10 protein-coding genes are annotated in these 12,506 nt (G+C 63.2%); 6 read left to right on the forward strand and 4 right to left on the reverse strand.

Translation table 11 applies throughout. The annotated features are described in order from the left end of the window. Positions 1 to 245: 245 nt before the first annotated feature. The 6 genes from lptF to rsmA all read left to right on the forward strand — a co-directional run bounded on the left by lptF (position 246) and on the right by rsmA (position 7,999). A complete protein-coding gene (gene lptF / locus OHD62_RS20900; RefSeq protein ID WP_263785981.1) occupies positions 246 to 1,448 on the forward strand; it encodes an LPS export ABC transporter permease LptF in 1,203 nt (400 codons plus the stop codon). Continuing rightward, positions 1,445 to 2,530 carry an LPS export ABC transporter permease LptG gene (lptG, locus tag OHD62_RS20905; RefSeq protein ID WP_263786834.1) on the forward strand — a complete coding sequence of 362 codons (1,086 nt, stop codon included), beginning with the start codon at positions 1,445 to 1,447 and terminating at the stop codon, positions 2,528 to 2,530. Before lptF ends, lptG begins: the two co-directional genes overlap by 4 nt. Next, on the forward strand, positions 2,530 to 4,944 hold the full coding sequence (locus OHD62_RS20910) for an LPS-assembly protein LptD (protein WP_263785983.1): 2,415 nt from the start codon (positions 2,530 to 2,532) through the stop codon (positions 4,942 to 4,944). The genes lptG and OHD62_RS20910 overlap by 1 nt, the downstream gene beginning before the upstream one ends. A 236-nt stretch (positions 4,945 to 5,180) precedes the next feature. After that, on the forward strand, positions 5,181 to 6,113 hold the full coding sequence (locus OHD62_RS20915; RefSeq protein ID WP_263785985.1) for a peptidylprolyl isomerase: 933 nt from the start codon (positions 5,181 to 5,183) through the stop codon (positions 6,111 to 6,113). A gap of 13 nt (positions 6,114 to 6,126) precedes the next feature. Then, a complete protein-coding gene (gene pdxA / locus OHD62_RS20920; RefSeq protein ID WP_263785986.1) occupies positions 6,127 to 7,155 on the forward strand; it encodes a 4-hydroxythreonine-4-phosphate dehydrogenase PdxA in 1,029 nt (342 codons plus the stop codon). 10 nt (positions 7,156 to 7,165) lie between these two features. Next, positions 7,166 to 7,999: a 16S rRNA (adenine(1518)-N(6)/adenine(1519)-N(6))-dimethyltransferase RsmA gene (gene rsmA, locus OHD62_RS20925; protein ID WP_263785988.1), complete on the forward strand. Its 834-nt coding sequence runs from the start codon at positions 7,166 to 7,168 to the stop codon at positions 7,997 to 7,999. Between the two features lie 131 nt (positions 8,000 to 8,130). Here the strand turns inward: rsmA and gmk are convergent, their stop codons facing one another. The 4 genes from gmk to fabF all read right to left on the reverse strand — a co-directional run bounded on the left by gmk (position 8,131) and on the right by fabF (position 12,473). After that, on the reverse strand, positions 8,131 to 8,823 hold the full coding sequence (gene gmk / locus OHD62_RS20930; RefSeq protein ID WP_263785990.1) for a guanylate kinase: 693 nt from the start codon (positions 8,821 to 8,823) through the stop codon (positions 8,131 to 8,133). A 3-nt stretch (positions 8,824 to 8,826) separates the two neighbouring features. Next, positions 8,827 to 9,717 (reverse strand): YicC/YloC family endoribonuclease, encoded by an 891-nt coding sequence (locus OHD62_RS20935; RefSeq protein ID WP_263785992.1) that lies wholly within the window; start codon positions 9,715 to 9,717, stop codon positions 8,827 to 8,829. 176 nt (positions 9,718 to 9,893) lie between these two features. After that, positions 9,894 to 11,108: an endolytic transglycosylase MltG gene (gene mltG, locus OHD62_RS20940; protein WP_263785994.1), complete on the reverse strand. Its 1,215-nt coding sequence runs from the start codon at positions 11,106 to 11,108 to the stop codon at positions 9,894 to 9,896. A 102-nt stretch (positions 11,109 to 11,210) separates the two neighbouring features. Continuing rightward, positions 11,211 to 12,473, reverse strand: a complete 1,263-nt coding sequence (gene fabF, locus OHD62_RS20945) for a beta-ketoacyl-ACP synthase II (RefSeq protein WP_263785996.1) — start codon at positions 12,471 to 12,473, stop codon at positions 11,211 to 11,213. Positions 12,474 to 12,506 lie beyond the last annotated feature (33 nt).

Below are 12,506 nucleotides of genomic sequence, written 5' to 3' on the forward strand. Positions count from 1 at the left end.
ATGGAATCGATGGGCGATTCGTCGCGGCACGGCCCCGCTTTCCTGCCGCAACTTCTTGTTAACCATCGATGTTGGCCCTTTCTTATCCATTGCCGCCGACACTCCGCCCCGCTGAACGGGCGTGGGACAGAGCCGGATCGAACCGCTTGATGAAACCGTCCAATGGAGCCAGTTGTGCGGGCGTCGCCGGACGACTACCTTGTCTGGAGGCATGATGCCGTTCGGCAAAATCGAGAAAAGCGTGCATGAAGGTCGTTGAACGCTACATCATGCGTCGCGCGCTGGCGGTTTTCCTAGCAGCGCTCATCTGGACGCTGGCGATCGTGTGGACGACGCAGGTGCTCGCCCGCATCGATCTCGTCACCGACAGCGGCCAGTCGGCGCTGACCTTTTTCGAGGTCGCGGCGCTGATCATTCCATCGATCGTTCCGATCGTCGTGCCGTTCGCCCTGGTGGTGGCGGTCGCCCAGACGCTCAGCGTCATGAACACCGATTCTGAGCTAGTCGTCATCAACGCCGCCGGCGCCTCGCGCTGGACGATCGTCAGGCCGATCTTGCTTCTGGCGCTGGCAGCCAGCGTCTTTTCGTTCGCCGTCGACAACGGTGTCGACCCCTATGCCCGCCAGAAAAACCGCGAGCTGGTGGCGTCCTCGCGCGCCGACCTGTTGTCGCTGATCATCCAGGAAGGCACTTTCCGCAAGATCGACGATGGCCTGTTCCTGCAGATTGGCGAACGGCTTCCGGACAACCGGCTCGGCGGCATCTTCGTGGCGGATTCACGCGAGGAAGGCGTCAACCTCATCTACTACGCCAAGACCGGCAGCATCGTTGAGCGCGGCGACGAGAAGGTGCTGATGATGAATGACGGCGTCATCCATCGCGAAACGCTGACCGGCGATCTGTCGGTCATCCGCTTCACTTCCTATGCCTTCGATCTGTCCGCCTTCATGTCGGCTTCCTCGGACATACTGCTTCTGCCAAAGGACCGGACCACGCAGTACCTGCTCAATCCCAGTCCGAACGACAAGATGTACCAGCAAAGGCCGAACAGATATTGGGCCGAGCTCAATCAGCGCTTTTCCGAATGGTCCTATTCGCTCGTTTTCGCGCTGATCGCGCTTGCGGTCGCGGGAGACGCGCGCTCGCATCGCGAGGCGCGAGTCCATCCCCTGATCACGGCGATCGCGATTGCGCTTTTTGTGCGCTGGCTGGGTTTCTTTGCGGCGGGAAAGGCCGACAAAGTTCCGCAATACGCCTATATGGTCTACGGCGTTCCAATCGTCGCATCCGCCGTCGCAATATGGTTCATCGTCTCCAACCGGACCATGGAACTACCGGTCGCCTGGGCCGACTGGATGACGAATCTCGCCAGCCGCTTCACTGACGGCTGGAACTCTGTCAAGCTCCGCTTTGCCAGGCGCGGCACTTCCGGCCAGGAGGTTGGCTGATGGGCTGGACCCTGGGTCGGTACTTCTTCTTCCGCTACGTGACGATTACCGTATGGTTCTTCATCGGCTTGCTGGCGCTGGTGTTCCTGATCGATTTCACCGAGCTTTCTGGCCGCACGACCGGCCTGCCGGGCTTCACCTACGGGACTGCGCTCGCCATTTCAGGCCTGAGGATGCCGATGATCATGCTGCAGACGGTGCCATTCGTCGGCCTGTTCTCGGCGATGGCGACACTGGTTTCGCTCAATCGCAAATATGAGCTGGTCATCGCGCGTTCCGCTGGCGTTTCCGCATGGCAGTTCCTGCTGCCGTGCTGCATTGGGGCGCTGCTGTTCGGCGTGTTGTCGGTCGGCATCATCAATCCGATCGCCGCGCACGCCTTTTCCTGGTCCGAGCAGATCGAGACCCAGCTCCGTTCCGGCAAGTCAAACGCCGTGTCGGCCGACGCCGCACCGTGGATCCGGCAGAAAACCAGCGCGGGCGACACAATCATCGGTGCGCGCTCGATCCTCAACCAGGGCCTGGAGATGGCTGACGCCGTCTTCTTCATCCTCAGTCCGCAGGGCGACATCATTGAACGCAAGGACGCCGCGCACGCCTTTTTGCGGGATGGCTACTGGGAATTGCAGGACGTCAAGGTGTTTCGCGACGGCAACATTGAATCGCTGGCAAACGACCGGGTTGCGACCAACCTCAAGCCCGAATTCGTGCAAGAGCGGTTGGCGCGCCCGGAAACCATTCCTTTCTACGATCTGCCCGGCAAGATCGAGGTTGCCCGCTCCTTCGGCCTCAAGGCAAATGCCTTTGCCATGCAGTTCGATTCGCTGGTAGCACTGCCATTCCTGCTTGTCGCCATGACGCTGATTGCGGCAACAGTTTCAATGCGATTTGCGAGGATGGGGCAATCGGCGACGATGATTCTGGGTGGCGTCATGGCCGGGTTTCTGCTTTATGTCGTTTCGGTTCTGGTCAAGGCATTCGGCGTAGCGGGATTCGTACCCACAGCCGTGGCTGCATGGGTTCCGGTTGTCGTGGCTATGTTCTTCGGGGTGACGTTCCTGCTGTACAAGGAAGACGGCTAGTGAGGGAGTCGGTTTTGCGCAGCCATAGGCAGGCCGGTTTGGCACGTCTCTATGGGGCGAGCGCCTTGGCATGCCTGTTCGCCTGCGTCACCCTCATCCCGGCTTCCGCCCAGGATATCGGTGACATGTCGGCCAAGGTTCCCGCCGGCTCGCAAATGCTGCTGGCTGCGGATACGCTGGTCTATGACAACGACAACAACACTGTGACGGCCGTCGGCGGCGTCCAAATCGACTATGGCGGCAACCGCCTCGTCGCCCAGCGGGTCGAATACAACCGCAACACCAAGCGCCTGGTCGCCAGCGGCAATGTCGCGGTCGTCAACAGCGACGGCACCAAAATCTTTTCGCAGCATGTCGACATAACCGACGATTTCGCCGACGGTTTCGTCAATGCGCTGCGTGTCGAAACCATCGACAAGGCGTATTTCGCCGCCGAAAGCGCCGAACGCATGGGCGGCGTGCTGACGACGTTCCACAATGGCGTCTACACGGCCTGCGAGCCGTGCGAGGACAAGCCCGACAAGGCGCCGACCTGGCGCATCAAGGCCAGGAAGATCATCTGGAACGGCGAGAAGAAGACGGTTCGCTTCGAGAATTCGAATTTCGAGTTCTTCGGCTTTCCACTAGCCTATCTACCGGCTTTCGAGATCGCCGACCCGACCGTCAAGCGCAAGAGCGGCTTCCTGATCCCCGGCATCGCCTATAAGAGCGACCTCGGCGTCGGTGTCAAAGTCCCCTATTATTTCGCGCTCTCGCCGACCTACGACCTCACCGTCACCGGTACCGGCTACACCAAGCAGGGCTTCCTCGGCGAGGCCGAGTGGCGCCAGCGCTTCAACAATGGCCAGTACAGCCTGAAGATCGCCGGCATCCACCAGCAGGATCCCGACGAATTCATCGACAGCCACGGGCACAATGTCGATTCGGGCGCCGCCGGCGACCCCAACAAGTTCCGCGGCATGATGGGCACCAAGGGCCAATTCGCCATCAATCCGCGCTGGGACTTCGGCTGGGACGTGTTGTTGCAGACCGACAAGAACTTCTCGCGTACTTATGCCATCGAGGATTTCAACGACTACGTCCACCAGTCCTCGATCTACCTGACCGGCCTCGACGGCCGTAACTATTTCGACGTGCGCGCCATGCGCTTCGAGGTTCAGGAAACCACGCTCGCCAGCGATCCGACCGCACGCTCCGCCAAGCAACCCTGGGTGCTGCCCTCGCTCGACTATGCCTACATTCCCGACATGGCCGTGGCCGGCGGACAATTGTCGTTCAATGTCAATGCGCGGGCCCTCAGCCGCGACAGGCTGGATGTGGCTCTAGCCAACTCGGCGGACCCCAGTTCCATAAACAATGTCCGCGGCATCGAGGGGCAATCCGGCCGCCTCACCGCAGAGGCAGAATGGAAGCGCACCTTCACCACCGACGGCGGACTGCTTCTGACGCCGCTCCTGGCGCTGCGCGGCGACGCCGGCTATGTCAATGCCTCCTCGGCTTCGCTCACCGCCATCAATCAGATGGCGACGAATCTCGGCGTCAGCGACGACATGCGTTCCTCGCTCGCCCGATACATGGCGACCGCCGGACTTGAAATGCGCTGGCCGGTGCTGTTCTCGATGCCCAGTTCGAGCCACATCCTCGAGCCGATGGCGCAGGTCTTCGTGCGCCCGAACGAGCAATATGTCGGTGGCCTCGCGGTCCCCAACGAAGACGCCCAGAGTTTCGTCTTCGACGCCACGACATTGTTCGAACGCGACAAGTTCTCCGGTTACGACCGCATGGAAGGTGGCAGCCGCGCCAATGTCGGCCTGCGTTATTCCGGTGCCTATGACAATGGCTGGAGCACCAACGCGCTGTTCGGCCAATCCTACCAGCTTGGCGGGCAGAACTCCTTCGCCGCGCCGGACCTGGTCAATGTCGGCGCCTATTCCGGCCTCGAGACCTCGACCTCCGATTATGTCGGCCTCGTCGGATTCAATAGCCCCAGCGGCTTCTCCGGCTCGATCAGCGGCCGTTTGGACGAGCAGACCTTCGAGATCCGCCGCGCGGAGGTGAAGGCCGCCTATTCCGGCCTGCCGATTTCGCTCAGCGCCAAATATGCCTTCATCCAGGCGCAGCCGCTCTACGGTTTCGAAACCGATCGCCACGAAGTCACGCTCGGCGCGTCGACGCATCTTGCCGAGAACTGGCGCGTCTTCGGCACCGGCACCTACGATCTGGAGCAGAGCGTCCTGGTCAAGGACGGCGTCGGCTTTGCCTATAATGATTCTTGCTTCACCTATTTGATGACGTTCTCCGAATCGCGCGACACGGTCACCAAGGAGGTGTCGCAGAACATCGGCTTCAACCTGTCGTTCCGCACGCTCGGCGATTTCGGTTCGTCGCAAAGCTCCATCGACACCATCCAGTAGCAGCGACTGGCCAGTAGCAGCGACTGGCCAGCAGCAGCGACTGGACGGACAGCGCCCACGCGTCCTTTCGGACGCGCAAAGGAAGCTGTAGAACTTTGGTTTGGCGTATGATCCCCAGCGAAATCGATTCCGATTTCGGGGTCATGCGCTGACGACATCGTTTCGCCGCATAGAGTAGGCACGGCTTTCGGCTCCCTTGATTGGAATAGAATGAGCCAAACCGGGATAGAATTGGGATGCTTTCGATGAGGAATTACCTCTTTTCGGCAGGGTTGGCGCTGCTGGTGGCGGCGGCCTCTGTCTCGATTACCGCAACGGCGTCGCCAGCTTTCGCCAGCGAGATCAAGTATGTCGTCAACAACATACCGATCACCACCGGCGACATCGCGCACCGGGCCGCGTTCCTGAAACTGCAGCGCAAGAAGGGCAGCGCCGCCGACGAAATGATCAATCAGACGCTGCGCGTCGCCGAAGCCAAGCGTCTCGGCATCCGCATCAGCGACGCCCAGGTCAATGCCGCTTACCAGCGCTTTGCCACGACCAACAAGATGCAGCTCAAGCAGCTCGATGGCGTCATGGCGCAGTCCGGCGTCAGCAAGGAGCACTTCAAGGAATTCATCCGCGCCCAGATGGCCTGGAACCAGGCGCTGAGCGCGCGTTATCGCTCCGGCGAAGGCGGCTCCGTGAGTGAGCAGGACGCAGTCAGGCGTATGCTCGACAAGGGCGGGGCCAAGCCGTCCGCCATGGAATACATGCTGCAGCAGGTCATCTTCGTGGTGCCAGCGGCCGAGCGCAGCGCGACGCTGGCCAAGCGCAAGCGCGAGGCCGACGCCATGCGCGCCCGCTTCAATGGCTGCAATACCACGCGTGAATTCGCCAAGGGCCTGATCGACGTCACCGTTCGCGATCTCGGCCGGGTGTTGGCGCCGCAATTGCCGCCGGATTGGGCGGAGCAGATCAAGGCCACCAAGGTTGGCGGCGCTACCGCAACGCGCGAGACGGATCGCGGCGTCGAGTTCATCGGCATCTGCTCGTCGCGCGAAGTGTCGGACGACAAAGCCGCCCAGATGGTGTTCCAGAGCGAAGGCTCGAACGACAAGAACGCCGACGAGCTCTCCAACAAGTATGTCGAGGAGTTGCGGAAGAAAGCCCGCATCGTCGAGCGCTGAAGTCGACATAGCCGTGCCGGACGCAAAGCTTCCGCTGGCGTTGAGCGTCGGCGATCCGTCCGGCGTGGGGCCGGAGATCGCCATTGCCGCCTGGCAGGCGCGTGAGAGCGCCGGCGTGCCACCCTTCTATCTTCTCGCCGATCCGGTGCTCATCGCCGCACGGGCGCGCCGGCTCGGCGCCGATGTCCCGATCACTGAGACAAAGCCGGCTGAAGCGGAGCGCGTCTTTGCAAGCGCCCTGCCCGTCGTGCCGCTTGCCGCCCGCTCCATCGACAGTCCCGGCCGGCCGGATCCGGCCAACGCCGCCGGCATCATCGAGGCCATCGACCGCGCCGTTGCCGACTGCCTTGGCGGCCGCGCCGCCGCGGTCGTCACGTGCCCGATCGCCAAGAAGCCGCTCTACGATGCCGGCTTCCGCTTTCCCGGCCATACCGAATATCTGGCGCATCTGGCATCGTTCCATACCGGCGCGGACGCGATGCCGGTGATGCTGCTTGCCGGCCCCGAGCTGCGCACGGTCCCAGTCACCATCCACATAGCACTGTCCGAGGTGCCGAAGGTACTGACGAGCGACCTGATCGTTGCGACCGCCCGCATCACCGCCGCCGACCTAGAGCATCGCTTCGGCATCGCCAGGCCACGGCTTGCCATTGCCGGCCTCAATCCGCATGCCGGCGAAGGCGGCACGATGGGAGCAGAGGACGAGCACATCATCCGCCCGGCAATCGATAGGCTGAGGGCGGAGGGTATCGACACTTTCGGGCCGCTGCCGGCCGATACGATGTTTCATGCGCGTGCAAGGGCCGGCTACGACGTGGCAATCTGCATGTACCACGACCAGGCCTTGATCCCCGCCAAGGCGCTGGCTTTCGACGAGGCGGTCAACGTGACGCTCGGTCTGCCCTTCATCCGCACTTCGCCGGACCACGGCACCGCCTTCGACATCGCCGGCAAGGGCTTGGCCCGGGCCGACAGCCTGATTGCGGCGCTAAAGCTCGCCCGCCGGCTGGCCGATAGCGGAACGAAGGCCGCGGCCGCATGAGAGTGGACGCATGAGCGCCGACGGGCTGCCGCCGCTGCGCGCGGTGATCGAGCGCCATGGGCTGCAGGCGAAGAAAGCGCTCGGCCAGAACTTCCTGCTCGACCTCAACCTGACCGGCAAGGTCGCACGCGCCGCCGGCGATCTGACCGGGGCAACCGTGATTGAGGTAGGCCCCGGCCCCGGCGGGTTGACCAGGGCGCTGCTCTTCGGCGGCGCGCGACGCGTGATCGCCATCGAGCGCGACGAGCGTTGCCTGGAAGCACTGGTCGAGATCTCCAACCATTATCCCGGTCGGCTCGAGGTCATTGCCGGGGATGCGCTGAAAACGGATTTTGCCGCGCTTGCCGGCGCGGCACGCGGCGGTCCCGTGAAGATCGTCGCCAACCTGCCCTACAATATCGGCACCGAACTACTGATCCGCTGGCTGACGGTCACTGAGTGGCCGCCCTTCTATACCTCGATGACGCTGATGTTCCAGCGCGAGGTGGCCGAGCGCATCGTCGCCCACCCCGGCAGCGATGCCTATGGCCGGCTCGGCGTGCTGGCAGGCTGGCGGACGGAGGCAAAAATCGCCTTCGACGTGCCGCCACAAGCGTTCACGCCACCGCCCAAGGTGACGTCATCGGTGGTGCATCTGGTGCCGCGCGCCAGCCCCCTTTCCGCTGAAGTGAAAAAACTCGGCCGCGTTACCGAAGCAGCCTTCGGCCAGCGCAGGAAGATGCTGCGGCAGAGCGTGAAAAGCCTTGGCGGTGAAGCCCTGCTCACCCGCGCCGGTATCGATCCGACCAGGCGGGCGGAGACACTTAGTGTCGAGGAATTCGTGCGGTTGACGAATGCGGTATAGCTCTCTTCCGCCTGTTTACGGGGAGAAGATGCCGGCAGGCAGATGAGGGGCGGCGCGAACCAACCGAAGTATGGCTCTGCCCTCATCCTTCGGGCCACGTTCTCCCCGTGAACGGGGAGAAGGAAGGGAGATCACTCCGTCTTCTCGTCCAGTAGCCCCGAGACGAAATCGAACAGGCCCGGCCGGCGGTCGCGTCTCAGCCGCTCGGCGGTGACGATGCCGCGGACCTCGGCGAAGGCGCGGTCGAGATCGTCGTTGACGATGACGAAATCATATTCCTTCCAGTGCTCGATCTCGTTGCGGGCGTTCTTCAGCCGTGTCTCGATCACCTGCTCCTGGTCCTCGGCGCGGCGCTTCAGCCGCGCCTTCAACTCCTTCATCGACGGCGGCAGTATGAAGATCGAGACGATGTCGGCGCGCATCTTCTCCTTGAGCTGCTGGGCGCCTTGCCAGTCGATGTCGAACAGCATGTCGCGCCCTTGCGCCAGCGCCAGTTCCGCCGGCTCGCGCGGCGTCGCGTAGCAATTGCCATGCACTTCGGCCCATTCGAGCAGCGCGTCGGAATCGCGCAGCCGCTCGAATTCGCGCATGGTGCGGAAGTGATAGTGGACACCCTCAATCTCGCTGCCGCGGCGCGGCCGCGTGGTGACGGAGACCGACAGTTCGAGGCTGCCATCGCTTTCCAGCAGATTGCGCGCGATCGTCGACTTGCCGGCGCCGGATGGCGACGACAACACCAGCATCAGCCCCCGGCGGCGAATGCGGGAACCCAAATCCCTTGCAATCGTGGGGTCCTTGGCAATCAAGGGCTCCTTGGCAACCATGGGTTACTCCAGATTCTGAACCTGTTCGCGAAACTGGTCGACGACCGCCTTCAGTTCCAGCCCGATGGCGGTCACCGCGGCGGCATTCGACTTCGAACACAGCGTATTCGATTCGCGGTTGAATTCCTGCGCAAGAAAATCGAGCTTGCGGCCGATGGCGCCGCCGCCGGCCAGAAGCACCCGGCCCGACGCCACATGCGTCTTCAACCGGTCGATCTCCTCGCGGATGTCGGCCTTGGTGGCCAGGAACGCCGCTTCCATATGCAAGCGGCTGGCGTCGAGATTGGCGGAGGCGTCCAGCAACAGTCGCACCTGCTCGGCAATCCTTTCGCGGATCGCCGCCGGCTCGCGCGAGGGATCGGCCTCGGCTCTGAGCGTCAGCGCCTCGATCGCATCGATATGGCCGGACAGCAGCGAACGAAGTGCTGTGCCCTCGCCCTGGCGCGCCTGCTCCAGCCCGCTCAGCGCAACCTCCAGCGCCGATACTATCGCGGTATCGAGCGCGGCTCGCGCCTCTTCGGTCTCGGTGGTTTCCGGGATGTCGAGCACGCCGCGCAGCGAAAGCAGCCCGTCGGCTGTCGCTGGCGCCACGCCGAACTGCTCCTGCAGCCGCCTGGCCAGCCCCGCCAGGTCTTTCAGGAAGGCCTCGTTAACAATCGGCTGCACCTGCTGGCCGGCGGCGCGGCCGATGGTCAGCGTCGCCTGGAAATTGCCGCGCGCAAAGCGCTTCTGCACCGTCTGCCTGACGGCCGGCTCCAGCCGCTCGAAGCCCTGCGGCAGCCGCAGCCTGACCTCGACGCTCTTGCCGTTGACGGATTTGACCTCCCAGGCGATCGACGTGCCGTCATGCTCGGCGACGGCACGTGCAAAACCGGTCATGCTTTGCAAATTCATGATGCCGCGTGTCCCCCCTGGCGCATGATCCCGGACCCGGTCTTCGGACCGGACCATACGCGGCTTTACAATGCCAAAGCGTTTCCCGCACGTCTAAACCGACTTTAGGACGCTCCTGTCGAAAATATCGGTGTGTCCCTTGCAGCATCCGCAAGGGACGATTCAAATAGCTGACGCTACTGGGCAGCCCCCGCATCGCCATCGGCGTCGCCGCCTTCCACCGGAGCATCGGTTTGACCGTCCACCTTGGCGTCATCGCCCTCGGCCTGCTTCTTCTGCAGTGCTCGGTAGCGAGCGACGTTTTCATTGTGCTCGGCAAGCGTCGCGGCAAAAACGTGACCGCCGGTGCCGTCGGCAACGAAATAAAGGTCGTTGGTCTTAGACGGATTGGCCACGGCCTCCAATGAGGCGCGGCCGGGATTGGCGATCGGCGTCGGCGGCAGGCCATTGATCATATAGGTGTTGTAGGGCGTCGGCTTCTTGATGTCCGACTGGTAGATCGGGCGATCGGCGGGTTTGCCCTTGCCGCCAAATAGGCCATAGATGATGGTCGGATCCGACTGCAGCCGCATGCCCTTGGCCAGCCGGTTGAGGAAAACGGCAGCGACCCGCGAGCGTTCATCGCCCTTGCCCGTCTCCTTCTCGACGATCGAGGCCAGGATGACGAAATCTTCGGCGTTGGCCAGAGGCAGGTCGGGGGCACGCCGCTGCCAGACCTCGTCGACCAGCTTCTTCTGGTCAGCCAGCAATTTGTCGACCATCTGCTGGCGCGTTGCGCCACGGGTGAACCGCAGCGTGTCGGTGGCGAGGCTGCCTTCGGGCGGAACGGTTGCCGGCATATCGCCGGCAAGCCCGCCTTGGTCGGCTATGCGCTGCAGCGCCTGCTCGACCGTCAGCCCTTCCGGGATGGTCAGCGAATACATCACCGACTTGCCGCTCTTCAGCAACTCCATGATGTCGTGCATGGAAGCGCGCGGCTTGATCTCGTATTCGCCGGCCTTGAGCGCCGAATCATTGCCGTAGGCACGCACGCCAAGGCGGAAGATGCGGGCATCGCTGATCAACCCGCGCCGCTCGAGCTGGTCGGCGATATCCTGGACGCCGGAATTCGGCTTGACCGGGAACGTGTCGCCATTGGCCGACGGGCCGGGTTCGTTGAACTCCTGCTTGCCGAAATACAAGGCAACGCCGGCTGCCAGAACCACCAGCATTATCGAAGTGATGACGAAGTTCATGAATACGACGAACTGGCCGCGCGAGGCGCGTGAGCGCTTGGGCGGCGGCGTGCCGGCTTCAGGCCGCAATGCCTCGCTGGCCGTCTTCGGCACGATCGGGCTAGGCGTCGCTTGCTGTTGCGCCAATTCCCCATTATCCGCCGGATTTGTGTTCATAGCGCCCTACCGTTTGATCTCTCAGCGAATCCCCTTGGGCAGAGTAGGGGCGAATATGGCAAATTTGACGACAAGAACAACCCGTGCCGGTCGGCGGGCCGATCAACCATTGTAGCGTTGGAAGACGAGCGAAGCGTTGGTGCCGCCGAAGCCGAAGGAGTTGGACAGCGCCACGTCGACCTGGCGGGCGCGCGGCTTGTGCGGCACCAGGTCGATCGCCGTTTCGCGCTCCGGGTTGTCGAGATTGATGGTGGCCGGCGCGATGTTGTCGCGAATGGCGAGGATCGAAAAGATCGCCTCGGCGGCGCCCGCCGCCCCCAGAAGATGGCCGATCGACGACTTGGTCGACGACATCGATATTTTCGACGCGGCATTGCCGACCAACCGCTCGACGGCGCCGAGTTCGATCGTGTCGGCCATGGTCGAGGTGCCGTGGGCGTTGATGTAGTCGACATCGGCGGGCGTCAGCTTGGCCCGGTTCAGGGCTGCCGTCATGCAGCGGAAGGCACCGTCGCCGTCTTCGGCGGGTGCTGTGATGTGATAGGCATCGCCGGTCAGGCCGTAACCGGTGACCTCGGCATAGATCCTGGCGCCGCGCGCCTTGGCATGTTCGAGCGCTTCCAGCACGACGACGCCGGCGCCCTCGCCCATGACGAAGCCGTCACGGTCGCGGTCATAAGGACGCGAGGCCGTTTGCGGGGCATCGTTGCGCTCGGTGGACAGCGCCCGGCAAGCGGCGAAACCGGCGATCGACAGCCGCGTCACCGGCGCCTCAGCGCCGCCCGCGACCATGACGTCGGCATCGCCCCACATGATCAGCCGGGCGGCATCGCCGATGGCATGGGCGCCAGTGGAGCAAGCGGTGACGACGGCGTGGTTGGGGCCTTTCAGCCCATGCCGGATCGAGACCTGGCCGGAGACGAGATTGATGATCTGGCCGGGGATGAAGAACGGGCTGATGCGGCGCGGACCACGCTCCTTCAGGATCATCGCGTTCTCGGCGATGCCTTCGATGCCACCGATGCCAGAGCCGATCAGCACACCAGTGGCGCACTGATCCTCATGCGTCTTTGGCGTCCAGCCCGAGTCCTTCAGCGCTTCATCGGCGGCTGCGATCCCGTAAAGGATGAAGTCGCCGATCTTGCGCAGTTCCTTCGGCTCGAGAACGGCCTCGGGATTGAAGGTGGCGTTCTCGCCGTTGCCGCGCGGAACGACATGGGCGATCTTGCAGGCAAGATCCTCCACTTCGAACTCGGTGATGCGCTTGGCGGCGCTGCGGCCGGTCAGGAGTTCCTTCCAGCTATGCTCGAAGCCCATGCCGAACGGCGAAAGCAGCCCAAGGCCCGTGACGACGACACGCCTCATCGCAGGTCCTCCCAGGTGATGCCTGCGGAAAGC

Source organism: Mesorhizobium sp. YC-39, from assembly GCF_025753795.1.
In the GTDB taxonomy this organism is placed as follows: Bacteria; Pseudomonadota; Alphaproteobacteria; order Rhizobiales; family Rhizobiaceae; genus Mesorhizobium.